The 26,254-nt window shown below is 72.5% G+C and carries 22 protein-coding genes; 9 read left to right on the forward strand and 13 right to left on the reverse strand.

What is annotated here, in order from left to right; translation table 11 throughout:
- Window positions 1-96 precede the first annotated feature (96 nt).
- Window positions 97-1,551, reverse strand: coding sequence for a malic enzyme-like NAD(P)-binding protein (locus ACYVJE_RS02550; RefSeq protein ID WP_461143072.1), 1,455 nt, complete (start codon window positions 1,549-1,551; stop codon window positions 97-99).
- A gap of 174 nt (window positions 1,552-1,725) precedes the next feature.
- Window positions 1,726-1,902 carry a hypothetical protein gene (locus tag ACYVJE_RS02555; RefSeq protein WP_459158139.1) on the reverse strand — a complete coding sequence of 59 codons (177 nt, stop codon included), beginning with the start codon at window positions 1,900-1,902 and terminating at the stop codon, window positions 1,726-1,728.
- 263 nt (window positions 1,903-2,165) lie between these two features.
- Here ACYVJE_RS02555 and ACYVJE_RS02560 point away from each other — a divergent pair, with 263 nt between their 5' ends.
- The gene (locus ACYVJE_RS02560; RefSeq protein WP_461143073.1) at window positions 2,166-4,415 is read left to right on the forward strand and encodes a helicase-associated domain-containing protein; all 2,250 of its coding nucleotides are present in this window, start codon (window positions 2,166-2,168) and stop codon (window positions 4,413-4,415) included.
- Between the two features lie 80 nt (window positions 4,416-4,495).
- On the opposite strand, the gene ACYVJE_RS02565 is transcribed toward ACYVJE_RS02560, so the two are convergent.
- From ACYVJE_RS02565 to ACYVJE_RS02585, 5 genes are all read right to left on the reverse strand, one after another.
- Complete coding sequence (locus tag ACYVJE_RS02565) at window positions 4,496-4,705, reverse strand: dodecin (RefSeq protein ID WP_459158137.1); 210 nt, start codon at window positions 4,703-4,705, stop codon at window positions 4,496-4,498.
- Between the two features lie 177 nt (window positions 4,706-4,882).
- A complete protein-coding gene (locus ACYVJE_RS02570; RefSeq protein ID WP_461143074.1) occupies window positions 4,883-5,512 on the reverse strand; it encodes a GTP-binding protein in 630 nt (209 codons plus the stop codon).
- On the reverse strand, window positions 5,493-6,236 hold the full coding sequence (locus ACYVJE_RS02575; protein ID WP_459158135.1) for a DUF742 domain-containing protein: 744 nt from the start codon (window positions 6,234-6,236) through the stop codon (window positions 5,493-5,495). The genes ACYVJE_RS02570 and ACYVJE_RS02575 overlap by 20 nt, the downstream gene beginning before the upstream one ends.
- A 33-nt stretch (window positions 6,237-6,269) precedes the next feature.
- Window positions 6,270-6,677, reverse strand: a complete 408-nt coding sequence (locus ACYVJE_RS02580; protein WP_459159892.1) for a roadblock/LC7 domain-containing protein — start codon at window positions 6,675-6,677, stop codon at window positions 6,270-6,272.
- A 20-nt stretch (window positions 6,678-6,697) separates the two neighbouring features.
- On the reverse strand, window positions 6,698-10,225 hold the full coding sequence (locus tag ACYVJE_RS02585) for a sensor histidine kinase (protein ID WP_461143075.1): 3,528 nt from the start codon (window positions 10,223-10,225) through the stop codon (window positions 6,698-6,700).
- Between the two features lie 745 nt (window positions 10,226-10,970).
- Between ACYVJE_RS02585 and ACYVJE_RS02590 the strand changes: the two genes are divergently transcribed.
- From ACYVJE_RS02590 to ACYVJE_RS02605, 4 genes are all read left to right on the forward strand, one after another.
- Window positions 10,971-11,927 carry an ABC transporter substrate-binding protein gene (locus ACYVJE_RS02590; protein ID WP_461143076.1) on the forward strand — a complete coding sequence of 319 codons (957 nt, stop codon included), beginning with the start codon at window positions 10,971-10,973 and terminating at the stop codon, window positions 11,925-11,927.
- A 2-nt stretch (window positions 11,928-11,929) separates the two neighbouring features.
- Entirely contained in the window at window positions 11,930-12,697 is a 768-nt protein-coding gene (locus ACYVJE_RS02595; RefSeq protein WP_459158132.1) for an ABC transporter permease, read from the forward strand.
- Between the two features lie 83 nt (window positions 12,698-12,780).
- Entirely contained in the window at window positions 12,781-13,557 is a 777-nt protein-coding gene (locus tag ACYVJE_RS02600) for an ABC transporter permease (RefSeq protein WP_461143160.1), read from the forward strand.
- A gap of 36 nt (window positions 13,558-13,593) precedes the next feature.
- Window positions 13,594-14,385, forward strand: coding sequence for an ABC transporter ATP-binding protein (locus tag ACYVJE_RS02605; protein WP_459158131.1), 792 nt, complete (start codon window positions 13,594-13,596; stop codon window positions 14,383-14,385).
- Between the two features lie 330 nt (window positions 14,386-14,715).
- Here the strand turns inward: ACYVJE_RS02605 and mdlC are convergent, their stop codons facing one another.
- Together mdlC and ACYVJE_RS02615 are read right to left on the reverse strand one after the other, a co-directional pair.
- On the reverse strand, window positions 14,716-16,311 hold the full coding sequence (mdlC, locus tag ACYVJE_RS02610; RefSeq protein WP_459158130.1) for a benzoylformate decarboxylase: 1,596 nt from the start codon (window positions 16,309-16,311) through the stop codon (window positions 14,716-14,718).
- 159 nt (window positions 16,312-16,470) lie between these two features.
- Window positions 16,471-17,142, reverse strand: coding sequence for an LppU/SCO3897 family protein (locus ACYVJE_RS02615; RefSeq protein ID WP_461143077.1), 672 nt, complete (start codon window positions 17,140-17,142; stop codon window positions 16,471-16,473).
- A 224-nt stretch (window positions 17,143-17,366) separates the two neighbouring features.
- Between ACYVJE_RS02615 and ACYVJE_RS02620 the strand changes: the two genes are divergently transcribed.
- The 4 genes from ACYVJE_RS02620 (at window position 17,367) to ACYVJE_RS02635 (ending at window position 21,275) form a co-directional block, all read left to right on the forward strand.
- Entirely contained in the window at window positions 17,367-19,028 is a 1,662-nt protein-coding gene (locus ACYVJE_RS02620; protein ID WP_461143078.1) for a DNA repair helicase XPB, read from the forward strand.
- A gap of 116 nt (window positions 19,029-19,144) precedes the next feature.
- Complete coding sequence (locus ACYVJE_RS02625) at window positions 19,145-19,738, forward strand: suppressor of fused domain protein (RefSeq protein WP_459158128.1); 594 nt, start codon at window positions 19,145-19,147, stop codon at window positions 19,736-19,738.
- A gap of 165 nt (window positions 19,739-19,903) precedes the next feature.
- Entirely contained in the window at window positions 19,904-20,185 is a 282-nt protein-coding gene (locus tag ACYVJE_RS02630; protein WP_459158127.1) for a hypothetical protein, read from the forward strand.
- A gap of 94 nt (window positions 20,186-20,279) precedes the next feature.
- Window positions 20,280-21,275, forward strand: coding sequence for an o-succinylbenzoate synthase (locus ACYVJE_RS02635; RefSeq protein WP_459158126.1), 996 nt, complete (start codon window positions 20,280-20,282; stop codon window positions 21,273-21,275).
- Window positions 21,276-21,343: 68 nt separating this feature from the next.
- Here the strand turns inward: ACYVJE_RS02635 and ACYVJE_RS02640 are convergent, their stop codons facing one another.
- The 4 genes from ACYVJE_RS02640 to ACYVJE_RS02655 form a co-directional block, all read right to left on the reverse strand.
- Complete coding sequence (locus ACYVJE_RS02640) at window positions 21,344-22,228, reverse strand: SRPBCC family protein (RefSeq protein WP_461143079.1); 885 nt, start codon at window positions 22,226-22,228, stop codon at window positions 21,344-21,346.
- A gap of 220 nt (window positions 22,229-22,448) precedes the next feature.
- On the reverse strand, window positions 22,449-23,303 hold the full coding sequence (locus ACYVJE_RS02645; RefSeq protein ID WP_459158124.1) for an FAD binding domain-containing protein: 855 nt from the start codon (window positions 23,301-23,303) through the stop codon (window positions 22,449-22,451).
- Complete coding sequence (locus ACYVJE_RS02650; RefSeq protein ID WP_461143080.1) at window positions 23,300-25,672, reverse strand: xanthine dehydrogenase family protein molybdopterin-binding subunit; 2,373 nt, start codon at window positions 25,670-25,672, stop codon at window positions 23,300-23,302. The genes ACYVJE_RS02645 and ACYVJE_RS02650 overlap by 4 nt, the downstream gene beginning before the upstream one ends.
- Window positions 25,669-26,238 (reverse strand): (2Fe-2S)-binding protein, encoded by a 570-nt coding sequence (locus ACYVJE_RS02655; RefSeq protein WP_461143081.1) that lies wholly within the window; start codon window positions 26,236-26,238, stop codon window positions 25,669-25,671. Before ACYVJE_RS02655 ends, ACYVJE_RS02650 begins: the two co-directional genes overlap by 4 nt.
- Window positions 26,239-26,254: the final 16 nt, after the last annotated feature.

Here is a 26,254-nt window from a genome sequence, read left to right on the forward strand (position 1 = left end):
TGCCGACTCCCCGAGCAGCACTCGCCCCGGGTCGCACCCGGTCCCGCCGCGGACGCCCCTCAACGGTCCCGGGCTTCCCGCCCCGCGCACCGCTCCCTAGTACTCGAAGTCCTCGGCCATGGACCAGGGCAGCGAGGACCCCCCGGTCGGTTCCGGGTCCACCGCCTTCTCGGCGATCGCGGTGCGCTTGACCGCCTCGGCCACCGCCGGCGACACCGTGGAGTCGAACACGCTGGGCACGATGAACGAGGCGTTGACCCGCTCGCTGTCGACGACGTCGGCGACCGCGTTGGAGGCCGCGATCATCATCTCGTCGGTGATCTTGTGCGCGTGCGCGTCGAGCAGGCCGCGGAACACGCCGGGGAAGGCGAGCACGTTGTTGATCTGGTTCGGGTAGTCGCTGCGCCCGGTGGCCACCACCCGCGCGTGCTTCTGCGCTTCCAGCGGGTCGATCTCCGGGTCGGGGTTGGCCAGCGCGAACACCACGGAGTCGCTGTTCATCGTGGACAGATCCGCGGCGGAGAGCAGGTTCGGCGCGGAGACGCCGATGAACACGTCCGCCCCCCGGACCGCGTCGGAGAGCTCGCCGGTGCGGCCGTCGCGGTTGGTCGTCTCGGCGATCCGCCGCAGGTTCGGGTCGTGATCACCGCGTCCTGTGTGGACGATCCCGTCGACGTCCACGGCGGTGATGTCGGCGGGGGTCTTGTGCTGCAGCAGGCGGATGATGGCCGAACCGGCCGCGCCCACGCCGCAGACCACGACGCGGCAGTCGGCGATGTCCTTGTCCACCACGCGCAGCGCGTTGCGCAGCGCGCCGAGCACGACGATCGCGGTGCCGTGCTGGTCGTCGTGGAACACCGGGATGTCGAGCTTCTCGCGCAGCCGCTCCTCGATCTCGAAGCAGCGCGGCGCGGCGATGTCCTCCAGGTTGATGCCGCCGTAGACGGGGGCGATGAGCTCGACGGCGCGCACGAGCTCGTCCGTGTCCTGCGTGTCCAGGCACACGGGCCAGGCGTTCACCCCGGAGAACTTCTTGAACAGCGCCGCCTTGCCCTCCATGACGGGCAGCGCGGCCTCCGGGCCGATGTTGCCCAGCCCCAGCACGGCGGAGCCGTCGGTGACCACGGCCACCGAGTTGCGCTTGACGGTCAGCCGCCGCGCGTCCTGCGGCGTTTCCGCGATCGCGGTGCACACCCGCGCAACGCCGGGGGTGTAGGCGCGGGAGAGGTCGTCGCGGTTGGCCAGCGCGACCCGGGGCGAGACCTCGATCTTGCCGCCGAGGTGCACGAGGAACGTCCGGTCCGAGATCTTGCGCACCCGGACCCCGTCCAGTCCGTTGAGGACTTCGGTGAGGTCGTTGGCGTGCTCGGCGGAGAGCGCGTTGCACGTGATGTCGACGACGATGCGGTCCGCGTGGGACTCCACCACGTCGAACGCGGTGATCACACCACCGGCGCGGCCGACGGCGCTGGTCAGATCGCCGGCCGCGGAGGTCGAGGGCGGGGCCTCGACCCGGACGGTGATGGAATAACCCGGACCTGGAACCGGCATGGGTACACCCCTGTCAGGCAGTAATGCTGTGGACTCGGCGGGTGCCGTTCCCGGCTGGCGCCGGCGCGGACCGCCGATCCGGGTCGCAAGCCCCTGCGGCTCGCTCAGCGGTCAAAACTTCACCCAGGAGAAAAAGCCTAAAACTTTCTCCGCCGCGTTCCATCCCGGTGTGGGTTATTTGTTGATGCGTGTGACGGGATGCACATACGGAATGTCCTCCATCGGCAACGAAACGTCACCGAACGGGGACAGCGCGCCGGCCTTGTCGGCCGTGAACTCGCTGACCGCGTGCTCGTCCTCGCCGACGTCGGGCCAGCTCGGGTCGATGCGCTCGGGCTTGGACTTGGCCACGGTTCCTCCTGGGGCTCGGTTGCTGCTCGGTTCCAGTTTGCCCGAACGCACCGCACCCCCACAGCCGAGGGTGACGGCCTCGACACGCGGTCGGGGGAGGTCGCGGCCGCCGCGCGCCACGCGCCGTGCGCGAACTCACCACCGCCGGCGGCCCCGCGGCAGCGGCGGAAGGCCGGCGCAGCGCGGTCGGCCGCCGCGGACCACCCGGCCAGCGGAGGCGAACGCGCGCAGGTGCGGCGGCCGCGCTGGGTATCGTGGTCGTGATGGCCTCGCTCGCGGAATGGCTGCGCGAACGCAGCGACGAACAGCTGATCGCGCTGCTGCGCGCGCGCCCCGACCTCGCCACACCGCCGCCGGCGGACAGCTCGGTGCTCGCCACGCGCGCCGCCGTGCGCTCCTCCGTCGCGCGGGCGTGCGAGGGCCTCGACGCGTTCGCGCTCGCGGTGCTCGAAGCGCTCGTGCTCAGCGAGGCCGACACCGACCCGGTGGACCTGGAGGTGCCGGCGGCCTGGCTCGGCGCCGAGGTCACCCCGCAGCGCGCGCGGCGCGGCGTCGACGAGCTGCGCGCCCTGGCGATCGCCTGGGGCCCGGACGAGGAGCTGGCGGTCGTGCCCACCGCGCGCGAGGTCGTCACCGCCCACCCGGGCGGACTCGGACGTCCCGCCGAGGAGCTCACCGTCGACGGCGCCGAGGCCGCAGTGGCCGAGCTCGACGATGAGGAGCGCCGCCTCGTCGAAGCCCTCACCCGCGGATCCCCGGTGGGCAGCACCCAGCAGGCCGAGGAGGAGCCCTCGACCGGGGCGGCCTCGCCCGTCCCGCGGCTGCGCGCCAAGGGCCTGCTGCTGCGCGCCGACCGCAGCGCGGTCGAGCTGCCCCGCCAGGTGGGGCTCGCGCTCCGCGGGGACCACCCCATGGGCGAGGTGCAGCCGGAGGAGCCCGTTCCCGAGCTCACCGAACCGGGCAACGCCTCGGTCGACACCACCGCCGCGAACGAGGCGCTCGAGCTGCTCCGGCACGCCGAGGCGCTGCTGCGCGGGTTCGGCGAGGACCCGCCGGACGTGCTGCGCTCCGGCGGGCTGGGCATGCGCGACGCGCGGCGCACCGCCAAGTCCCTGGACGTCGACGAGTCCCGGGTGGCGCTGCTGCTCGAGCTCGTCCTGGCCGCCAACCTGCTGGCCGCCACCGACGACGAGGAGCCCCGCTGGGTGCCCACCACCCAGTTCGACACGTGGTCGATGGCGCCGCCGGAGCAGCGCTGGAGCGCGCTCGCGCAGGCCTGGCTGGACCTGCCGCGGCTGCCCGGGCTCGTCGGCACCCGCGACGAGCGGGAGCGCACGCTCGGCCCGCTGTCCGAAGGGCTGCGCCACCCCGGGGCCCGCCGCGAACGGCTCCGCACCCTGGCCTACCTGGACGAGCTGCCCGGCGGCTACGGCGTGCGGGCTGCGGACGCGGCCGCCGTACTGGCCTGGCGGGCGCCGCGGCGCGGCGGCAAGGTGCGCGACGAGGCGGTGCACTGGGCGCTGGGCGAGGCGACCGCGCTGGGGATCGCGGCGCACGGCGCGCTGACCACGCACGGGCGGACCCTGCTGGAGGGCGACGTCGACGAGGCGGCGCGGGCGCTGGCGCGTTCGCTGCCGGAGCCGCTCGACCACGTGCTCGTGCAGGCCGACCTGAGCGTGCTCGCACCGGGACCGCTGGAACCGGAGCTGGCCCAGGAGATGCGGCTCGTCGCCGACGTGGAGTCGGCGGGCAGCGCGACCATGTACCGGGTCAGCGAGTCCAGCGTGCGCCGCGCGCTCGACGCCGGTCGCACCGCCGACGAGCTGCACGCGCTGTTCCGCGACCGCTCCCGCACCCCGGTGCCGCAGACGCTGACCTACCTCGTCGACGACGTCGCCCGGCGGCACGGCAAACTCCGCGCCGGCACCGCGACGGCCTTCCTGCGCTGCGACGACTCGGTGCTGATCACGCAGGTGCTGGCGAACCCGAACGTGCAGGAGCTGCAGCTGCGGCAGATCGCACCGACCGTGCTCATCAGCCCGCTGCCGCTGACCGAGGTCCTCGAAGGACTCCGCACCGCCGGTTTCGCCCCCGTCGCCGAGGGACCGGACGGCGGCGTGCTGGACCTGGCCGAGCGCGGCGACCGGGTGCGCGCCCAACCGAAGCGGGAGCAGCCGACGAGCAGCAGCACGCCCGGCGAGGAGCAGCTGGCGCACGTGGTGGGCCAGCTGCGCTCCGGCGACCACGCGGGCACCGTGCGCCGCGGGAGCACGGTGGTGCCGGAGCGGGGCCGCCCCAGCGCCGAGGCGACGCTGCAGCTGCTGCGCAGCGCCGCCGAGCAGCGGCGCAGCGTGTGGCTCGGCTTCGTGGACACGCACGGCGTGCGCAGCCAGCGCGTCGTGCTGCCGGTGCGCGTGGGCAGCGGCGTGCTGGAAGGCGTGGACACCGACCGCCGGGAGGAGGGGAGGTTCCCCCTGCACCGGATCACGTCGGTCGCCCTCGTCGAGGATTGAGCCCGTGGCGGCCGCGGCGGGGCCCCGTTCTCCCGCGCGGTGCGCGTTCTCGTGCTGGGCGTCGAGGAGCCCGGAGCGCTTCACTCCTCCAGCCGGAAGCCGATCTTGAGCCCGACCTGGAAGTGCGCCACCTCGCCGTTCTCGACGTGCCCGCGAACGGAGGACACCTCGAACCAGTCGACGTTGCGCAGGGTCTGCGAAGCGCGCCGCACTCCCTTGCGGACGGCGTCCTCGACGCTATCCGCCGACGTGCCGACCACTTCGGTCACGCGGTACACGTTGTCACTCATGCTTGCCCTCTCCCGGCTCGGCTTCGCTCGTCAACCGGGATACCCGCCGCGCCAGCTCGGCAATCCCCCGGAGCGCGGCCGCGCTCGACTCCGGTCGTCCAGCGCGCACCCCGCCGCGCAGGTGTTCCCGCAGCTGCTGAGGGACCCCGCACGCAGCGCAACCCACCGATCAGCACCTCACTGCGCCGCGGCCATGTGGCGCCGCATGGCGTGCTGCACCAGCGTGATCAGCGTCTGCTTGGTCGACTCCCGGTGCCGGGCGTCGCAGGTGACCATCGGCACGTCAGCGCTGATGGTCAGCGCCTCGCGCACGTCCTCCACGCTGTGGTGCAGCTCGCCGTTGAACGTGTTCACCGCGACGACGTAGGGCAGACCGCGGTCCTCGAAGAAGTCGATCGAGGCGAACGCGTCGGCCAGCCGCCGCGTGTCCACGAGCACCACCGCCCCGATCGCACCGCGCACCAGGTCGTCCCACATGAACCAGAACCGGTGCTGCCCGGGGGTGCCGAACAGGTAGAGGATCAGGTCGGCGTCCAGGGACACGCGGCCGAAGTCCATCGCCACCGTGGTCGTGGACTTGCCCGGTGTGGCGGTGAGGTCGTCGACGCCGAGGCTGGCCTCGGTCATGACCGCCTCCGTCGTCAGCGGGACGATCTCGGAGACCGAGCCGACGAACGTCGTCTTCCCGACCCCGAACCCACCGGCGACCACGATCTTCGTGGACGTCTTCTGCGTGTCGGGCGATCCGGTCTGCGCCGCGCCGGACTGCTGCGGCGCCGACCGGGGATCAGAGCCTGCGAAGCCCACTGAGCACCCTTTCCAAGAAATCCAGGGACGGCCGATCGCCGACGACCATGCCACCGTCGTGAATCAGGACCAGGCCGAGACCGGCCATGTCGCCGATCAACACCCGCACGACGCCCAGCGGGAGCCGCAAGTGCGCCGAGACCTCGGCCACGGACCTGGCCTGCACGCACAGCTCGGAGATCGTCCGATGCTCGGGTTTGACCGGCGTGTTCTGCGCACGCCCGCTCTCACTGGTGGTCACCAGCGTCTCGATCGCGAGCTCGTACTCGGTGCGCGTGCGTCCCCGCGTGCGCGCGTAGGGGCGCACGAGGGAACCACCACCGTCCTCCAGCTCGTCCGGCGAGGGCTGGAACTCGTTGACCGGGGGCAGCGATCCCGAACCGGTGCCGGGCTGGGACACCTCCGGCGGCCCGCCCGATCCCGACTGCCCGAGCGGCATCATCGACTGGGACACCGAGGGCATCGACACCGACGGCGGGCCCTGCCCGAAGCCCTCGTCCAGGCCGGGGGCGGCCGTCGCGCCGTCGTCCGCGCCGGAGCCGGAGCCGAACAGGTCGGCGCCCGGGCCGCCGAACAGCGCCCGGCCGTAGGCGTCCACATCGGATTCTGAACCACCGGCTTCCGCCGCGTCGGCGAAGTCGTCCTGCCACGAGTCCGCTCCGAGCCGCTTGTGGTACAGGCGGAACAGGTCACCATCCCAGCCGGGTTCGGAACCGCTGCTCACGACGAACTCCCTTCCGCGCGTCGCCGGCCGGCGTCACTGGCGCACCGAGCCCTGCAGCTGCGCCCGCAGTTCCGGCGTCAGCTGCCGCCCGACCCGTTCCACCAGCAGTGTCATCTCGTAGGCGATCAGCCCGATGTCCGCGTTCGGCGCGGCCAGCACGGCCAGGCACGAGCCGTCGCTGATGGACATGAGGAACAGGTAGCCCTGCTCCATCTCCACGACGGTCTGCGTGACCTCCCCGGCCTCGAAGCAGCGCGCGGCGCCCTGCGTGAGGCTGACCAGGCCGGAGGCCACGGCGGACAGCTGCTCCGCGCGGTCCCGCGGCAGCCCCTGCGAGCCTGCGAGTAGCAGGCCGTCCGCGGAGACCACCACCGAGTGCGCGACCCCGGGGACACGCCGCACGAAGTCGGTGATCAGCCAACTGAAGCTGTTGCTGCTCATCGGTTGCTGCACGGACCCGTTCACTCCTGCTCCTCGTGACGGCTAGGCGATTCGTCCGACGCCGACTCGGGCCTCGCGTGCCGACCCCGCCGGATGCCCTGCTGGAAGTTGGACATCCGGCCGCGTACGGCATCGGCCGAGCGCGGCGTCGATGCTGCGGGCCGCGCCCCGGACTGCGAACGAGACTCGGCCGAACCGGGTACGAGGTTCGACTTGGGCACTCGCTTCGGCAGGCCCGCGGCGGTGGTTTGCTGCGGCTGCTGATTTTCCAGCAGCGCCTCGGCGGCCTTCCATCCGGCATCCGCATGACCCCAACCCGGGTCGTCACCGCGGTCGCCGGGTGCGTCGGTCGTCGGTTCGTGCCCGGTCGCCGGTTCGTGCCCGGTCGCCGGCTGGTGTTCGGTCGCCGGCTGGTGTTCGGCCGGCCCCTGGTCCGCGACCTCGAACGCCGGGGCGTTCTCCTCCGGGGGCTCCGGTGCCCGCCCGGCGCCGTCCGGGAACGGCGCGGAGGTCTCCGGGGACGACGCGGTCCTGTCCGGGAGCTCCGGGGCCGGCGCGGAGGTCTCCGGCACGGCGCCCGGCGAGGGCGCGCTCGGGTAGGCGCCGAGCTGCTCACCGGCCTGCGGTGCGGCAGCACCGTTCACGCCGCCGGGGAAAGCGCCGTTCGCGGTCGAGGCGTCCCCGCTCGCGCCGTCGGGACTTCCGCCCTGCGCGGCGGACAGCATCGGCTCATCCACATCGGACTCCCGGAACCACTGGGACAGCACGGCCTCGTAGATCGGAAGCCGCTGCGTGGGCGTGTCGTCCCAGGACGCGCCCTGCGCGTCGGGATCCGCAGCGGGACCGGTCCGCTCGGTGGTCCCGCCGGCCATCGGGTGGCCCGCGCGCCGCGGGAGTTCCGGCGCGGCCGCTGCCCCCGGTTCGGCGGGGCCCGGCTCCGCGGGCTCGGCCTCGACGGCCGCCGACTCCGCGGTCTGCGGTCCGTCCGCGGGCGCCCCGTCCGGTTCGGGGACGTCCTCGGCCGGGACGCGCTCCATCAGCGTGGTCTTGTCCGCCTCGAACGGGTTGTTGAACAGCTCGTTGGACGCGTCCTCCGGCACCCCGCAGGTGCCGCCGATGCCCTCCGGCAGGTCCTCGCTCGGCCACAGCGGCGCTTCGGCCGGGGTGCCCGCGCTCCCGGCCGCACCGCCGGCCCCGTCGGGTTCGGCGGCGGGCCAGTCGGCCTCCCAGGAGGGCACGTCGGTGGCACCGATCGGGGCGTCCGCCGTGTAGTGCACCGAGTAGTCGGTGGGCGGCTCCGGGCTCTCGGCCGCCGAGGTCCCCTCCGCGAACTCGGCCGCTTCGGCGTCGGAGGACTGCTCCTTCGTCGGCGCGGGCGACAGCGGCGGCAGCTCCCGCGCCTCGACGGCCGCGGTGCCGTCCGGGTCCGCGCCGTTGTTCTGCGCCGGACCGCCCTGCGCGAACGCGGCGGCCAGCCCCAGGTGCGACCCGGTCTCGGTGACCGAGTCGCGCTGGTCCGGCCGCGGCATGTCCGGCATCGGCTTCGGACCCTCGGAGGTGAGCTGGTAGATGTACTCCCCCGGCACCTGGACGGTGGCGGTGGCGCCGCCCTCCAGGTCCTCGTTGTTGGACAGGAACACCCGGATGTCGTTGCGCTGCGCCAGCTGGCCGACCACGTACAGGCCCATCCGGCGGGAGGCCGCCACGTCGATCTCCGGCGGCCGCTGCAGCCGCTCGTTGATCTCCTCCAGGTCGTCCGGGTCGATGCCGACACCGCGGTCGCGGATCTCCACGACCAGCTGCTGGCGCCGGTAGGCGGTGCGCACCGTCACCTCGGTGTCCGGGTTCGAGTACACCGTGGCGTTCTCGAACAGCTCGGCGGCCAGGTGCACGAAGTCGTTGACCATGCGGCCCTGCAGCGCCAGGTCGGGCGCGTCGGCCACGGCGATGCGGGCGTACTGCTCGACCTCGGAGACGCCAGCGCCGAGGACCTCGTTGAACGGGACCGGGCGGACCATGCGGCGGGTGAGGTCGGTGCCGCCGAGGATGAGCAGGTTCTCGTTGTTCCGCCGCATCCGGGTCGCCAGGTGGTCCAGCTCGAACAGGCTGGCCAGCTGGTCCGGGTCCTGCTCGTCCTGCTCCAACTGCTCGATGAGGGACAGCTGGCGCTGGACCAGCGTCTGGCTGCGCCGGGCGAGGTTGACGAACAGGTCGTTGATGTTGGCGCGCAGCAGCGCCTGCTCCGAGGCCAGCCGCAGCGCCTGCTGGTGCACCGCGTCGAACGCGCGGGCGACCTGGCCGATCTCCTCGTGCGAGTGCACCGGGACCGGCGGCACGGACACGTTCTGGGACCCGGCCGGGCTCTCGTTGACGCGGGTGATCGCCTCCGGCAGCTGCTCCTGGGCGATCCCCAGCGCGCCGTAGCGCAGGGTGCGCAGCGGCTGCAGCATCGACCGCGCGATGTAGGCGGCCACGCCGAAGGCGACCGCGAGCAGCAGCACCACGGCGACGGCGTCGCGGATGGCCGCCCAGCGCACCGAGCTGGTCAGCTCCTGGGCCTGGTCGTGGAACTGGGTCAGCGTCCGCTCCTCGACCTGGCGCACCAGGTCGGTGCGGGCGCTGGACTGCGAGGACCACTCGCCCGCGTCGATGGTGACCGCATCGCCCGGGGCGGCGGAGATGAGGGCGTTCTGCTCCATCTGCTCGCTGCGGTCCACCGGTTCACCGGCGACGGTGGCGTTGTAGCGCCCGAGCTGACGGGCCGTGGCGGCGCCGGTGAACTCGCGCAGCGCCGCCTCGTACTGCGCCTTGGCCTGGCGGATGGAGTCGGCCTCGCCCGCGCGGAAGACACCGCGCATGCTGGCGCCGAGCAGCATCGACCGCTGCTGGCCGAGCTGTTCCTTCGCGCGGCCGAGCGCCTCCGCGGCGCGCGCGACGTCGTTGACCTCGGTGTCGGTGGCGGTGCGGGCGACCGTGCTGCCGACGCCGAGCACGCTGGAGAGCACCGAGTTGTAGGCGTTGACCGTCTGCGGGGTGGTGAAGCCGCCGTTGACGGTGCTGCGCAGCGCACCGAGGCTGTCGACGCGGTGGGAGGCGCTGTCGTAGGCGTTGCGCACCCCGGGGGAGAACTCGTCCGCGGACCCTCCGACGGCCTCGAGCTGCCGCGCGGCCTGATCGACGCGCTGCGCCTGCGCGTTGTAGTCCTGGGAGGCCGCGGGCGCGTCGGAGGTCGTGCGGATCACGGCGAGATCCCGCTCACGCTGCAGTTCGTGCGCGAGGTCGGCGGAGCGCTGCGCGAGCTCGACCTCCGAGGTGAGCGCGCTGAGGCGCTGCGTCGTCGCGATGCCGTCGTAGACGCGCACACCGCCCACCCCGAGGGCGGCGATCGTGGGGACGAGCAGCACCGCCGCCATCTTCCACCGCAGGCGCCAGTTGCGGAGCCGCCAGCGGCCACCGCGGTCGTCCATGCCCGAGGCCTCCGGCATCGGGCGAGCTGCGGCATCGGGGTCGTTGTTGAGCATCCCTGTTTCCTGCGCTGGGGCGGACATGTGCGGCCTCGTCACGGCCATGTTCCTGTCCGTGCCGAGGTGGTGTTCGCGTGCACGGCGCGGGCTCGGCGGGTGCGCGAACGCCCGATCCATACGGAGCAGTCGGTCATTTCCGACATGGCGGCCACATCGCCGCCAGCAGTGGCCGGAGCACTGACGGTCGGACCGTCTCCGTCAGTCCTACCAGTACGCCGGGGCGTTCCGATTGCCCGTCCCACCAGGCGTGCCATCACGCTCCTCGCGCACACTTCGCGGTTCCCCCGAAAAACAAGGCGGATCACCTCGACGGAGGAGACTATACTTAACTAGGAGTCACAAGTCAGCGCCCTAGCTTGAACTTTGTCACCCGGGCGGGCGCGTTGATCTCGCTCCGCATTCGTGATGTGACGCTGACCTCGCCACGCCTTGTCGTTGAAGATTGCACCACCTAGGGTAGGAACGCTGCATCCCGCCACCTCTGTCCGCGCGGCGCACGCGCGCGTGCCGCCCGAGGAAACCGCAGGTGAATCGGGGTTAACCGCAGGACGCCTCGTCCTCATGACTGTCCGTAGTGGGCATACTGGACGGGCGTTGCCGCGCTGCCGCCCCTCCGGATGCACCGGTCACGACACGTACGCCGTGCGCACGCACGGCAGCAGTCGGCAAGCAGCCACGGACACCTTGCCCTCGAGGAGGACCACACATGCGCTCCGGCCAGAGCAGCGCCATCCCGCGACGCAACCTGTTCAGACTCGCGGGGACAGCGGTGACAGCCTCCGCACTGCTGGGAACCACCGGCTGCGGCCTGCTCGGCGGCTCGGAAGGTGCCTCCACCAGCAACGAGAAGGTGGAGAAGGCGAACCTCAAGCTCGGTGCGCTGCCCACCACCGAAGTCGCCCCGCTGCACCTGGCCAAGGAACGCGGCCACTTCGACGCCGAGGGCCTCACCGACGTCGAGATCATCAACGCCTCCGACGGCTCGGCCGCGCTCAACAGCACGATCGGCGGGGACTACGACATTTCGTTCTCCAGCTACATGCCGGTTTTCAAGGCGCAGGCCCAAGGCGCGGCCGATCTGCGGATCGTCTCCGACTGCGCCTCGTTGTCCCCGCAAGCAACTCAGATCATGGCCTCGCCCGATGCGGGAATCGAATCCCCGCAGGATCTGGCCGGAACGCGCATCGCGATCAGCGGACCGGGGACGATTTCCGAACTGCTCACCAAGGCCGCGCTCGCGGCGCACAACGTCGATTTCTCCGGCGTGGAGTGGGCGCCGCTCGGATTCGCCAACATGCCCAGCGCACTGGCGCAGAACCAGATCGACGCGGGCATCCTCACCGAGCCGTTCGTCACGCTCGCCGCGCGCGACGCCAACGCCCAGCAGGTCCTCGACGTGGCCACCGGCCCGCTGGAGAACTTCCCGATGGGCTGCTACGCGGCCACCGCGCAGTTCGTCGAGGAGAACCCGCGCACGGTGAAGGCCTTCCAGCGCGCGATGCTGCGGTCCACGATGGAGGCCCAGGACCGCTCCAACGTCGAACCGCTGCTGCCGAAGTACGCCAAGATCGAGCCGGAGACCGCGAAGATCATCGAGCTGCTGGACTACGAGTCGCGCGCCGACGCGCGGCGCATCGCGCGCGTGCCGCGCCTCATGCGCCAGTTCGGGTACCTGAACAAGGACCTCGACGTGTCCAAGCTGATCGTCGACCAGCCGAAGAACTGAGAATGCGCAAAACGCTGCGCGGGGGCGCCGGACTGCTCGTCTTCCTGATCGCCTGGGAGGTCGTCAGCCGGTCCGGCTCCTTCCCCCGGGAGTACCTGCCACCGCCGTCCACAGTGTTCAGCCAGCTGTTCGCACTGCTCGGCGACCGGTCGTTCCTGCTGGACGTCATCGCGACCATCCTCAACTGGCTGATCGCGCTCGGCCTGTCCGCCGTCCTCGCCGTCGTCCTCGGCCTGCTGCTGGGCAGCCTGCCGCGGGTGCGCATGGCGACGCGCGCGCTCGTCGAGTTCCTCCGGCCGATCCCGTCCGTGGCGCTGATCCCGCTGGCCATGGTGCTCATCGGGGCCGGACCGGAGACCAAGATCACGCTGGCGGTGTACGCGGCGATCTGGCCGATCCTGTTCAACACGATCTACGCGCTGTCCGAGATCGAACCGCTCTACCTGGACACGGCGCGGTCCTTCGGGCTCAACCGCGGCCAGATCCTCACCCGGGTCGCCCTGCCGAACGCGGCGCCGTTCGTGCTGACCGGGATCCGCACCTCCGCTGCCGTGGCGCTGATCGTCGTGGTCAGCACCGAGTTCCTCACCGGCGGCAGCAGCGGGCTCGGCACGTTCGTGCTCGACGCCAGCACCGGAGCCGGGCGGATGGACCTCGTCCTGGCCGGGACGCTCGTGGCCGGGTTCATCGGCTTCGCCAGCAACGCTGCGCTGGAACAGCTGCACAAACGCGGACTGCGGTGGAGCACGACCGAACCGGAGGGTGCCTGATGAGCGAACGCACCAGCACGGGCGTGCGGGAGAGCTCCGCAGCACCGGCCCGCCCCCGCCGCGCCCCCGCCTCGCCGGAGGAGATGTCGACCGCCTCCCGCTACCTGCACGGCTGGCTGGTCTTCCTCGGCTTCGTCGTCGTGTGGGAAGTGGTCGCACGGCTGGCCGGCAGCGCGTTCTTCCCGCCGCCGACGGCGATCCTCACCGCCGCGCGCGAGCAGTGGCTGAGCGGTCCCGCCTCCGCGCTGTTCCTCACCGACACGGCGATCGGCGACGTCCTCGGCAGCCTCGGGCGGATCGCGCTCGGCTGGGTCAGCGCCGCGGTCATCGGCATCGGCGCGGGCACGCTGCTCGGGCGCTCGCGCACGGCCATGGACTACGCCGGACCGCTGATGGCGTTCATCCGGGCCGTGCCGCCTCCGGTGCTGGTGCCCGTGTTCATCGTGCTGCTCGGGCTCGGGGTGACGATGCAGACCACCGTCATCGTCTTCGGCATCGTGTGGCCGATCCTGCTCAACACTGTCGACGGCGTGCAGTCCATCGATCAGACCAAGGTGGACACGGCGCGGTCGTTCCGCATCCCGCGCGGGCAGTGGATCTTCGGGATCGTGCTGCCCGCGGCGGCGCCGAAGATCTTCGCCGGACTGCGCGTGAGCATGTCGCTGGCCCTGGTGCTCATGGTGATCTCCGAACTCGTCGGATCCACCAGCGGAATCGGCTACCAGCTGATGTTCCGCCAGCAGGCCTACGACTTCCCCGGCATGTGGGCCGGCATCGTCCTGCTCGGCGTGCTCGGGTACGTGCTCAACACCGCCCTGCTGGCCGTGGAACGGCGCGCCCTCAACTGGAAAACCGCGTAGTAGACCGACACCGACGAGGAAAGCTGGCTTGAGCCGATGAGTGACGAGCGCATGCTGGAGGTCTCCCAGCTCGGCCACCGCTACGGCGGCGCGAACGGGCACCTGGCCATCGACGAGCTCACGTTCGACGTGCATCCCGGGGAGCTCGCCTGCATCGTCGGCCCGTCCGGCTGCGGCAAATCGACCCTGCTGCGCACGGTGTCCGGACTGCTGCGGCCCAGCCACGGCGACGTGCGGCTGCGCGGCGAAGCCGTCGACGGCGTGCCGACCGACCTGGCGGTCGTGTTCCAGGACTACAGCCGGTCGCTGTTCCCCTGGCTCTCCGTGCAGTCCAACGTGGAATTCCCGCTGCGGGCGCGCGGCATGTCCAAGGCGCAGCGCCGCGAGCGCGCCGGGGAGGTGCTCGACTGGGTCGGGCTCGGCGGCTCCGGGAAGAAGTACCCGTGGCAGCTCTCCGGCGGCATGCAGCAGCGCGTGTCCATCGCGCGGGCACTGGCCTGCCGGCCCGCCCTGCTGCTCATGGACGAGCCCTTCGCCTCGGTCGACGCGCAGACGCGGTTCGAGCTCGAGGACCTGCTGCTGCGCACGCGCAAGCAGTTCGACAGCACCGTGCTGCTCGTGACGCACGACATCGACGAGGCCGTCTACCTCTCCGACCGGGTGTTCGTCCTCTCCCAGGCACCGGCGACCGTCGTGGCCGACCTGCCGGTGGACCTCGGCGCCGAGCGCGACCAGATCGCCACCCGGGAGTCCGCGGACTTCGTGCGCCTGCGCGGCGAGGTCGCCCGGATGCTGCAAGCCAAGGACGCCCTCAGCACCCACGTCTGAGGAGGAGTTCGCCGGGGTCTTCTCGCGCAGGGGTTCCGCAGCGGCGTGCCGGACGAACGCCATTCCGCCCACGCGTCTTCGGAACGGCAGCGTCGAACACCCCCTGCGCAACCGGCCCAGACGCAGGTTCTCCTGTGCGGCTCATGCGAGGACGGTCCCTGAAGGTGCTGCCCCCGTCCGCTGTTCGGGGCGGGTGGTCGGGGGCAGCTGGGAGGGCGGTCGGGGGCAGCTGGGGGTAGGTGGCTACATGAGGAGGGGCACCCGCAGTCCAGGGAAGCGCTGAGGTTCCGCTACGGGATCCGCTACGCAGAACGCTCCCGACAAGCCCCCTCAGTAGAGGTGGCGCTGGCCCTGGTCCACGGGCACGTGCAGCAACGACGGCCCCACCCGCGAGCTCATCTCCTCGGACAGCGCGGTGTCCAGGTCCTCCGGCTCGCGCACCACCCGCGACGGGCAGCCCATGCTGCCCGCCAGCGCGCCGAAGTCGATGCCGCCGAGGTCCACGCCCGGCAGCTTCTCCCCTCCACCGGCCTCGCCGAGAACAGCCACCGCGGCGTAGCGCGAGTTGTCCAGCACCACGAACGTCACCGGGGCCTGCTCCGCCACCGCCGTCCACAGTGCCTGGAGGCCGTACATGGTCGCCCCGTCACCGAGCACCGCGACGGTGCGCCGCCGGGAATCGGCCATGCCGACGCCCACCGCGGCACCGATGCCGTAGCCCAGCGCCCCGGAGAACCCGGTGAAGAAACCGCCGTCGGTGGAGCGGATCGGCAGGTACTCGTGCAGGTCGTTGCGGTGGCTCGGCGTCTCCTCCACGATCGCCGCGCCGTCCGGCAGGTTCCGCTGGATCGCGTCGAACACGTAGGCCGCGGTCAGCGGGGAGGTGGCGGCGGGCTGGCGCGGGCGCACGTACCCGTCCGGCTGCGCGCGGCTCAGCGGCTCCACGCGCTGCTCCACCTGCCGCACCGCGTGGTGCATCGCACCGAGCACGCCCTGCCCCCGCCGGGCGCGGGCGAGGACGTCCGGATCGTCGTGCACCACGAACGTCTCGGGCAGCTCGTGCTCCGCCTCGCCCCGGTAGACGTGGAAGGTGAACGCGGGGGCGCCCCACACGACGACGAGGTCGTACGCGCGCAGCGACTCGGTCAGCAGGCGCTGCTCGGGCTGCAGGAACCCGGCGAAGAGGTCGTGGTCCTCCGGGAACGAGCAGCGCGGCGACATCGGAGCGGCCCACACCGCTGCCCGCGTCTTCTCCGCCAGCCGCACCATGTCGTCCACCACGCCGTCGGCGTCCACCTCGGGGCCGACGACGAAGGCGGGGCGGCTGCACTCGCGCAGGCGCGTGGCCAGCTCCGCCACGACCTCCGGGTCGGGGGCGAAGCCGGGCGTGCGCGGCCGCGCCTCGACCTCCGCGCCGGGTTCGTCCCAGTCGTCGGCCGGGACGGACAGGAACACCGGGCCGTACGGCGGGGTCGTGGCCATCTGGTGCGCGCGCACCAGCGCCGCCGGGACGTCGGCCGCCCGCGCCGGCTCGTAGCTCCACTTGACGTACGGCTTGGGGAACTGGGCCGCGTCGCGCGCGCCGAGGAACGGCTCGTCGAACATGAGCGTGCGCGTCTGCTGCCCGGCCGTGATGATCATCGGGGTGCGGTTGCAGGAGGCCGTGAACACCGCGCCGAGGGAGTGACCGACGCCACCGGCCGAGTGCAGGTTCACCAGCACCGGCTCCCGCCGCGCCTGCGCGTAGCCGTCGGCCATGGCCACGACGGCGGATTCCTGCAGGCCGAGGACGTAGCGGAAGTCGTCGGGCCATTCCGTCAGGAACGGCACCTCGGTCGTGCCCGGGTTGCCGAACACCGTCGTCAGCCCGAGCTGCCGCATCAGCCCCCTGGTGATGTCGCGCACGGTGCGGTGCTCACCGCTCATCGACTGCGCCCCTCCCTCGTTCGCGACCGCACGTGGTCATTCGTGAGAACACCACACTACCGAGGGGCGCAGCCAGATCACATTCGTCACGCCCCGCGGCCACCCGGCGGCGCTGGCCGGGGTCCTCCCGGCCCGGCCACGACCCGGCCGATCCGCGGCTCACTGGTCCTGCACCGGGCCGAAGCACACGGTCCGCGGCGGGTTGGAGAACCAGTACCGCCCCTCCTGCTCCCCGCACACGTTGTCCGCGTCGCTCCGGTTGGCGACCTTGGTGACCTGCTGCGCGCCCGGCTCGCCGCACTCCCGCGAGACCGGCAGGAAGCCCTGCTCCTCGCGGTAGGCGCTCAGGCAGTCGCCCACCACGACGTCCAGGGACATGCAGTAGGTGGTCTCCTCGTGGACGTTGTAGAAGCTGCCCGAGCAGCCCCGCGGATCGCGCCCGTCGAGCACGCGGAGCACCTCGTAGTCGGATTCGGGCGAGCCGCAGTCGGCCTCGCTCACCGCACCTCCGTACTCGCCCTCCAGCGAGACGCAGTCCCCCGCCTCGACGCCGCCCGAGCTCAGCGCCCAGAGCGTGCCGAGCACGGCTGCCAGCACGACGACCGCGGCACCGCCGGCGATGCCGAGGATCCACCCGAGGCGCCGCTTGCGGGGCGGTTTGCGCTGCGGACCGCCCGCGGCGACCTGGCGCCAGAAGTCCTGCCCGTCGCCCGCCCCGTACGGCCCGGTCGTCTGCGGCCCCTGCCCCGGCTGCGGGTACTGCCCCCATCCCGGGGGTTGGTTCCATCCCTGCGGGGAACCCGGCGCCCCCGGGTGCGGCGGATAGGTCACTGCCCCCTCCTTCCGTCTCGCTGTGCGAAACCTAGCTCATCCTCCCGCGCGGGCGGAGGTGGATCGGGCGGAACCGGAGGGCTGGTCGGGCCGGCGCTCCGCCGCGGCCCCGGGACGGGCGCTTCCCCGCCCTCGCGGGGTGGCGCGCGGTGGAATACTGGGCCCCGGACCTGCGCGCCGCGGGGGCGCGAACCGCTTTCGCTGATCACGTCTGGAGCGAACCGTTGACCGACGGACCCCTGATCGTCCAGTCCGACAAATCGGTCCTGCTCGAGGTCGGCCACGAGCTGGCCGACGACGCGCGGACCGCGATCGCGCCGTTCGCCGAGCTGGAACGCGCCCCGGAGCACGTGCACACCTACCGGATCACCCCGCTGGCCCTGTGGAACGCCCGGGCGGCCGGCCACGACTCGGAGCAGGTCGTGGACGCGCTGGTGTCGTACTCGCGGTACCCGGTCCCGCAGCCGCTGCTGGTCGACATCATCGACACGATGGGCCGCTACGGGCGGCTGCAGCTGTCCAACGACCCGGTGCACGGGTTGATCCTCACCGCCCTGGACCGCGCGGTGCTGGAGGAGGTGCTGCGCAGCAAGAAGATCGCCCCGATGTTGGGGCAGCGCCTCGACCAGGACACGGTGATCGTGCACCCGAGCGAGCGGGGCCGGCTCAAGCAGGCGCTGCTCAAGACCGGCTGGCCGGCCGAGGACCTGGCCGGCTACGTCGACGGCGAGCACCACCCGATCGACCTGCACGAGAGCGGTTGGCAGCTGCGCGACTACCAGCAGCAGGCGGTGCAGTCGTTCTGGGCCGGCGGCTCCGGCGTGGTGGTCCTGCCGTGCGGCGCGGGCAAGACGCTGGTGGGCGCTGCGGCGATGGCGCGGGCGCGGGCCACCACGCTCATCCTCGTGACGAACACGGTCGCCGGCCGCCAGTGGAAGCGCGAGCTGGTCGAGCGCACCTCGCTGACCGAGGAGGAGATCGGCGAGTACTCCGGGGAGAAGCGCGAGATCCGCCCCGTCACGATCGCCACGTACCAGGTGATCACGCGCCGCAGCAAGGGCGAGTACAAGCACCTGGAGCTGTTCGACACCCGCGACTGGGGGCTGGTCATCTACGACGAGGTGCACCTGCTGCCCGCGCCGGTGTTCCGCATGACCGCGGACCTGCAGTCGCGGCGGCGCCTCGGGCTGACGGCCACGCTCGTCCGCGAGGACGGCCGCGAGGGCGACGTGTTCTCGCTGATCGGCCCGAAGCGCTTCGACGCGCCGTGGAAGGAGATCGAGGCGCAGGGCTGGATCGCCCCCGCCGAGTGCACCGAGGTGCGGGTGACGCTGACCGACGACGAGCGCCTCGAGTACGCCACGGCCGATGCCGACGAGCGCTACCGCATGTGCTCCACCGCGCGCACCAAGGCCGGCGTCGTGCAGTCCATCTTGGACCAGCACCCCGACGAGCCGACGCTGATCATCGGGGCGTACCTGGAGCAGCTGCACGAGCTCGGCAAGGCGCTGGACGCGCCGGTGGTGGAGGGCTCCACGAAGAACAAGGAGCGCGAGGCGCTGTTCGACGCGTTCCGCCGCGGCGAGGTCAACCGGCTCGTGGTCTCCAAGGTCGCGAACTTCTCCATCGACCTCCCCGAGGCCTCCGTGGCCGTGCAGGTCTCCGGTACTTTCGGCTCCCGCCAGGAGGAGGCGCAGCGGCTGGGGCGGTTGATGCGCCCGAAGGCGGAGCAGCGGCAGGCGCACTTCTACTCCGTGGTCGCGCGTGACACGCTGGACACCGACTACGCCGCGCACCGGCAGCGGTTCCTCGCCGAGCAGGGCTACGCCTACCGGATCATGGACGCCGACGACCTGCAGGGCCCCTCCGTGGATTCGCGCGCGTGACATCGGCGAAGATGTTTCACGACGAGGAGCACCGGTGCCGCCGAACCGGTCCAACGCGGCCGGGCGAGCGGCTACGGTGATCGGCGAGCCGAAGAGTCCGCCAACGGGAGATCGGATTGACCACGGAACAGGAACGCGCCGCGCTGGGCGGCGCGCACCGGTTCAAAGGGCTCGCGGAGAACCTGGAGCACCACGCGGGTACGCCGACCGGGGCTGAACCACCGAACGTCCACGGCGGGGACCGGGGGTACGGCCTCGTGTTCTTCCACCTGGACCGGTACCACCTGAGCACCGTCATCAGCAGCGGGCTCCGCTTCCAGCCGATCGGTGCCGAGCCCGCGCAGGAGCTCGCGTGCAGCGTGTACAAGGAGCAGGCCGAGGCCGCCCGGCACCTGGTCGACATCACCGCGGAGCTGCTGGTGCAGAACGGGACCCACCTGGTGCCGGACCAGATCGTGCCGAACGAGCAGCCGCTGCTGCCGAACACGGAGTTCCACGGCGTGCTGGCCAGCGGCCACCCCATGTTCCCCCCGGAGTTCACGCGGTTCACCGACGAGCACGGCGCGGAGCAGCTGCAGGTGTTCACGCTGCTGCCGGTCACCCTCGGCGAGCTGAACTTCATCCTGGACAACGGGGTGACCCGGCTGCGGCAGGAGTGGGCGCGCTTCGAGGTCGACGTGTTCGACCTCGGGCGTCCGAGCGTCGCCTGACCCGGACCGCCCGTTCCGGCTCTCCCGCTGCTCCGGCTCCCCGCCGTTCCGGTGCTCCACCGAACCGCGTTCCACCGCGGACCCCGCGCGCACCGGCGGCCGCGCCGCAGCGCCGCGGTGCGGCTGCGGCGTTGCCCATCGGCCCGGGACGGGTAACCGTGAGGTATGGAACGCAAGTCACGCCGGAACCGGTACGCCGAAGGTCTGCCCGGCTATCATGACGTGCTGGCCCGCCTCACCGGAGCCCCCTCGGGACGCAGCGCGCTGACGCTGCGGTTGTGGCTGGCCGGGCTGGGCTTCGTCCTGTGGGTCGCCGCCGCCGTGGCGGCGTTCACGCTGGTCCCCGACGCGCCCTGGCTCGGTTGGGTTCTCGTGCTGTTCGCGCTGATCGCGGCGGCGAACGTCGCCTGGGTCGCCTACCGCAAGCTGCGGGGTGAACCCGGCTGAACAGCTCCTGGGCGAGCACCGGTGTGCGGCCCGCTGGCGACGGGCGGGCGCAGGCGGCCCCGCTGCTGAGGAGCACACCGACGAAGGGATGAGCATGAGGGCGCAGAACGGCGTGACCGGTTTGGCCGAACTGGACGCGGTGCGGGTGTTCGGGCTGCCGATGCGCAACCCCTTCCGGGGCGTCACGATCCGCTACGGGGTCCTGCTGCACGGCCCGAACGGCTGGGGGGAGTTCTGCCCGTTCGAGGACTACGCGGACGCCCCGTCGGTGCCCTGGTTGCGCACCGCCCTCGAATCCTGCGCGGGCGACTGGCCCGCCCCCGTCCGCGACCGCGTCCCGGTCAACTGCACCGTGCCGGTGGTCGACCCGGACGCGGCCGCGCGCATCGTCGCCGCTTCCGGCTGCACCACGGCGAAGGTCAAGGTCGCCGACGCCTCCGCGGCGCCGCACGAGGACCTGGCGCGGGTGGAAGCCGTGCGCAGCGCGCTCGGCCCGTCCGGAGCGATCCGCGTGGACGCCAACGCCGCGTGGGACACCGACACCGCGGTGCGGCGCATCACCGAGCTCGACCGCGCCGCCGGTGGGCTCGAGTACGTCGAGCAGCCCTGCGGGGGCATCGACGAACTCGCCGCGGTGCGCCGGCGGGTGGACGTGCGCATCGCCGCGGACGAATCGATCCGCCGCGCCGAGGACCCGCTGCGCGTGGCCGTCGCCGAGGCCGCCGACGTCGCGGTCATCAAAGCCGCTCCCCTCGGCGGGGTGCGCACCGCGCTGCGCGTCGCCGAGGCGAGCGGGCTGCCCTGCGTGGTCTCCTCGGCCGTGGAGAGCAGCGTCGGCCTGGCCGCGCAGCTCGCGCTGGCCGGGGCCCTGCCGGAACTCCCGTTCGCCTGCGGCCTCGGCACCGTGGCCCTGCTCGACGGCGACGTCGTGGCGGAACCGCTGCTGCCGCAGGGCGGCGGCCTGCCGGTGCCGCGGCGCGCGCCGGAACCGGACCCGGCGCAGGTGGCCGCGGCGACACCGCCGGCCGAGGTGCAGCGCCGGTGGCTGGACCGGTTGCAGCGGGTCAACGCGCTCGCCGAGGCGCGGTGAGCGCTCGCCCTCCCGCGGTACCGCTCACCGCGGGAGGGCGACCGCAGCCGCGGGCTCCGGCAACGGCCTCACTTGTTGCGGCGGCGCCGCAGCAGGCGCAGCAGCACGAACACCGCGGCCGCCCCGGCGAGGACGGGCGCGATCCGCTTGAGCATCGGCGTGCCCGCGGTGTCCAGCAGGTCGATCGCCTCCGGTTCCGGGGCGGCGTGCCGCGGGGTGCCGTTCGCGGTCGCCGAGCCCGCCGAGCCCGGCGCCGTCACCCGCCAGTTCGACCGCTCGCCCCGCTCGGAGGTCGCGGTCTCCGGTGCCGGGCGGTCGCCGTTGGCGCTCGCCCCGGCCGCGGCCGCGGTCGCACCGGTGGCCGCCGCACCGGCGGCGGGAGCGGCGCTGCCCGCCGTCTCGGTCGAGGCGGAGCGGGTCTCGGCGGTCTGCCCGCCGCTCCCGGACTCCGCGGAGCCCTGCGCGGCCGGTTCGGCGGCCGCGCCCTGCGCGGTCCCCTCGGCCGCGTCCGCACCGGCGAGCCGCTCGGACAGGCAGTCGGCGAACTGGTTGATGAGCTTGCCGCCGACCTCGGAGATGAGGCCCCGGCCCAGCTGCGCCGGCTTGCCGGTGATCTTCAGGTCGGTGTCCACCCGCACGGCCGTCGTACCGCCGTCCTCGGACAGGGTGGCCGTGACCGTGGCGGCAGCGGTGCCGTTGCCCCGCGAGTCCTTGCCGCTGGCGTCCAGGACGACCCGCCGCGCCGACTCGTCGACCTCGGAGAAGGTGCCGTTGCCCTTGTACAGCAGCGTGACCGGGCCGAGCTTGACCTTCACCGACCCGGAGAAGTCGCTGCCCTCGACGCTGCTGAGCGTCGCCCCGGGCATGCACGGGGCGACCCGTTCGGGGTCGAGCAACGCTTCCCAAGCCACGTCGACCGGCACCGGAACGGTGAAGTGGTGCTCCATCTGCACTGGCGAGTCCTCCTACCGATGGCGGCCGGCCCCTCCGGGCCGGCGTGGGATCCGTCGGATCGCAGCCGGCAACGCTCGTTGCCGCTGCATCACTGCAACCAGCATCATGCTTGCTCGCGCCCGCGCACAACAGTCTCCGCACCCACCGGCGAGCCGCCGCCGGGTGCACGGCGGCCGGGGCCCGCGCACGAGCCCCGGCCACCGGAGTTCCGCTGCCGCGTCAGCCGCCCGCCGCGGCGAGCACGGCGCGTCCCGTGAGCACCTCGGCGAGCTGGCGGCGGTAGGCCGGATCCGCGTTGGCGTCCTCGGCCGGTTCGGTGCCCTCCGCGGCGTGCCGCGCGGCCTCCCGCACCGCCTCGGAGGTGGCGGGCTGGCCCAGCAGGGCCTGCTCGACCGCGGTCGCGCGCACCGGGGTCGGGCCCATGTTGGTCAGGCCGATCCGCGCCTGCTCGATCGTGCCCCGGTCCACCCGCACCGCGGCGGCCACGCCCACGATGGACCAGGCCTGCGCGACCCGGTTGAACTTCTCGTAGTGGCCCTGCCACCCCGTCCACTTCGGCATGCGCACCTCGACGAGGATCTCGTCCGGCTCGCGCGCCGTGGTGAAGTAGTCGCGGAAGAACTCCGCGGCGGCAACGGTGCGCCGGCCCGACGGGCCGGCCAGCACCATCTCCCCGTCCAGCGCGAGCACCGGGGCCGGCAGGTCGCCCGCCGGGTCGGCGTGCGCCAGCGCGCCGCCGAACGTGCCGCGGTGCCGCACCTGCGGGTCGGCCACGGTGCGCGTGACCAGCGGCAGCAGCGCCGCGTGCTGGCGCACGAGCTCGTCGCGCATGACGTCGTGGTGCGTGGTCATCGCCCCGATGACCAGCATGTCGCCCTCCTCGCGGACGCCGCGCACCTCCGGGATGCGGCCGAGGTCGATGACCGTCCCCGGGTCGGCCATCCGCATGCGCAGCACCGGCAGCAGGCTGTGCCCACCGGCCAGCACCGTGGCGTCCTCGCCCGCGGACGCCAGCGCGGCGACCGCCTCGTCCACGGTGGACGGTGCTTTGTACTCGAATTGCGCCGGAATCACTGGGAACCTCCCTGCCGGGCCTGGTTGATCGCGTGCCACACCCGGTTCGGCGTGCACGGCATCGGTACGTCCTGCACTCCGTCGGGACGCAGCGCGTCCACGACCGCGTTGACCACCGCCGGGGTGGAGGCGATCGTGCCCGCCTCGCCCACGCCCTTGACGCCCAGCGCGTTCGACTCCGCGCGCGTCTCGGTGCGGTCGGTGGTGAACTCGGGCAGATCCATCGCCGAGGGGATGAGGTAGTCGGCGAACGTGGCCGTGGTCAGCGTGCCCGACTCGTCGTAGGCGGCCTCCTCGTAGAGCGCCTGCGCGATGCCCTGCGCCAGCCCGCCGTGCACCTGGCCCTCCACGATCATCGGGTTGACCACGGTGCCCACGTCGTCGACGCAGACGTAGGAGCGCAGCCGCACCCCGCCGGTCTCGGTGTCCACCTCGGCGGCGCACAGGTGCGTGCCGTGCGGGAAGGAGAAGTTCTCCGGGTCGTAGGTGGCCTCGGCGTCCAGCCGGGGTTCGGTGCCGTCCGGCAGGTCGTGCGCGGTGAACGCGGCCAGCGCCACGTCGGCCAGCGTCGTCGACCGGTCCGTGCCCCGCACCCCGAAGCGCCCGCCGGAGAACTCGACGTCGGCCTCGGAGCACTCCAGCATGTGCGCTGCGATCGGCTTGGCCTTCTCCAGCACCCTGTCGGCGGCCTGCACCACGGCCATGCCGCCCACGGCCAGCGAGCGCGAACCGTAGGTGTCCAGCCCGCGCGGCGAGCTCTGCGTGTCGCCGTGCAGCACCTCGACGTCGTCGAAGTCGACGCCGAGCCGTTCGGCCGCGATCTGGCTCCACGCGGTCACGTGCCCCTGCCCGTGCGGCGAGGTGCCGGTGACGACCTCGACCTTGCCGGTGGGCAGCACGCGGATAGCGGCCTCCTCCCAGCCGCCGGCGCCGTAGGACAGCGAGCCGAGCACGCGCGACGGCGCCAGGCCGCACATCTCGGTGAACGTGGACACGCCGATGCCCAGGCGCACCGTGTCGCCGCGGCGGTTGCGCTCGTCCTGCTCGGCCCGCAGCGCGTCGTAGTCGAACAGCTCGGCGGCGCGGTTCGTGGCCGCTGAGTAGTCCCCGGAGTCGTAGGTCAGCCCGGCGACCGTGTCGTAGGGGAACTCGTCGATCCAGTTCTTCCGCCGCACCTCGAGCGGATCCATGCCGGCCTCCGCGGCCAGCTCGTCCATCATCCGCTCGATGCCGAACGTGGCCTCCGGCCGCCCCGCGCCGCGGTAGGCGTCGGTCGGGGTCTTGTTGGTGAACACGTTCGTGCAGCTGAAGTGGTACGAGGGGAACTTGTAGATCGCGTTGAACATGAGCGCGCCGAGGATCGGCACGCCCGGTGTGACCAGGCGCAGGTACGCCCCCATGTCGGCGAGCAGCTCCACCTTGAGCCCGGTGACCGTGCCGTCGGACCGCGCCGCCAGCGACAGCCGCTGCAGCTGGTCCCGGCCGTGGTGGGCCGACACCATCGCCTCCGAGCGGGTCTCGGTCCACTTCACCGGAACCCCGAACTCCTGCGCGGCGAGGAAGGAGAGCACCTCCTCCGGCGTGACCTGCAGCTTGCCGCCGAAGCCGCCGCCCACGTCGGGCGCGATCACGCGGATCTTCTGCTCCGGCACGCCCAGCGTCATCGCCAGCATGAGGCGCAGGATGTGCGGCACCTGCGTCGCCGAGTACACGGTGAACTGCTCCCCGGTGGGGTCGACGACGACCGAGCGGGGTTCCATGAACGACGGGATGAGCCGCTGCTGCCGGAACGTGCGGTCGACGCGGATGTCGGACTCGGCCAGGGCGCGTTCCACGTCCCCGCCGGTGCCGGCCTGGGCGGAGTCGAACGTCCAGGTCGCGTTGCGGTTGGTGCCGAGGTCCTCGTGCACCAGCGGCGAGTCCGCCCGCAGCGCCGAGTCCATGTCGAGCACCACCGGCAGCTCGTCGTAGTCCACGTCGATCGCGTCCATCGCGTCGTGCGCCTCGGCCGCGCTGCGGGCGGCGACCAGGGCCACGGCCTCACCGGCGAAGCGGACGGTGTCCACGGCCATCGGCGGTGCGGACGGGTGCGCCATGTCCTCGGTGATCGGCCAGGCGCAGGGCAGGCTGCCCTGCTTGTCGGCGAGGTCCCGGCCGGTGAGCACCGCGCGCACACCGGACATCTGCCGGGCCTCGGTGGTGTCGATGCTGGTGATGCGGGCGTGCGCGATCGGGCTGCGCAGGAGCGCCAGGTGCAGCGTGCCCGCGGGGGTGATGTTGTCGGTCCACCGGGTGCGTCCGGTGATGAGGCGGGCGTCCTCCTTGCGCGGGCGGGCGCGCCCGAGTTCCGGTTCCGCGACTGATGTCATGCCTGCCGACCTCCGGTGACCTCGTGCGATTCCTCGGCCGCCGGCGTGCGCGGCGAGGGTGTGGTGCCTTCAGCGGCGGGTTCCACCGGCTCCGCACCGCTGCCGCGCATGCGCTGGGCCGCGTCCGAGACCGCGCGCACGATGTTCTGGTAGCCGGTGCAGCGGCACAGGTTGCCCTCGAGCCCTTCGCGGATGCTCTCGGAGTCCGGGTCGGGGTCCTCGGCGAGCACGTCGAGGGCCTGCATGATCATCCCCGGCGTGCAGAAACCGCACTGCAGGGCGTGGTTGTCGTGGAACGCCTGCTGCATCGGGTGCAGCTGGCCGTCGCTGGCCAGTCCTTCGACCGTGGTGATGTCGCTGCCGTCGGCCTGCACCGCCAGCACGGAGCAGGACTTCACGCTGCGCCCGTCCATGTGGACGGTGCAGGCTCCGCAGTTGCTGGTGTCGCAGCCGACGACGGTGCCTGTTTTGCCGATCCGCTCCCGCAGGTACTGCACGAGCAGCGTGCGGGGTTCGACTTCGTCGGTGTATCGCGTTCCGTCGACTGTGACGGTGATCCGCGGCATGGGGGCCTCCCTGGGT

The organism is Salinifilum aidingensis (assembly GCF_054782015.1).

Coding starts and splice junctions, on each gene's coding strand:
- ACYVJE_RS02635 (WP_459158126.1), top strand. CDS start 20,280: ATGAGGGCGCAGAACGGCGTGACCGGTTTGGCCGAACTGGACGCGGTG.
- ACYVJE_RS02630 (WP_459158127.1), top strand. CDS start 19,904: ATGGAACGCAAGTCACGCCGGAACCGGTACGCCGAAGGTCTGCCCGGC.
- mdlC (WP_459158130.1), bottom strand. CDS start 16,311: ATGAGCGGTGAGCACCGCACCGTGCGCGACATCACCAGGGGGCTGATG.
- ACYVJE_RS02650 (WP_461143080.1), bottom strand. CDS start 25,672: ATGACATCAGTCGCGGAACCGGAACTCGGGCGCGCCCGCCCGCGCAAG.
- ACYVJE_RS02605 (WP_459158131.1), top strand. CDS start 13,594: ATGAGTGACGAGCGCATGCTGGAGGTCTCCCAGCTCGGCCACCGCTAC.
- ACYVJE_RS02550 (WP_461143072.1), bottom strand. CDS start 1,551: ATGCCGGTTCCAGGTCCGGGTTATTCCATCACCGTCCGGGTCGAGGCC.
- ACYVJE_RS02655 (WP_461143081.1), bottom strand. CDS start 26,238: ATGCCGCGGATCACCGTCACAGTCGACGGAACGCGATACACCGACGAA.
- ACYVJE_RS02585 (WP_461143075.1), bottom strand. CDS start 10,225: ATGTCCGCCCCAGCGCAGGAAACAGGGATGCTCAACAACGACCCCGAT.
- ACYVJE_RS02595 (WP_459158132.1), top strand. CDS start 11,930: ATGCGCAAAACGCTGCGCGGGGGCGCCGGACTGCTCGTCTTCCTGATC.
- ACYVJE_RS02565 (WP_459158137.1), bottom strand. CDS start 4,705: ATGAGTGACAACGTGTACCGCGTGACCGAAGTGGTCGGCACGTCGGCG.
- ACYVJE_RS02580 (WP_459159892.1), bottom strand. CDS start 6,677: ATGAGCAGCAACAGCTTCAGTTGGCTGATCACCGACTTCGTGCGGCGT.
- ACYVJE_RS02560 (WP_461143073.1), top strand. CDS start 2,166: ATGGCCTCGCTCGCGGAATGGCTGCGCGAACGCAGCGACGAACAGCTG.
- ACYVJE_RS02600 (WP_461143160.1), top strand. CDS start 12,781: ATGTCGACCGCCTCCCGCTACCTGCACGGCTGGCTGGTCTTCCTCGGC.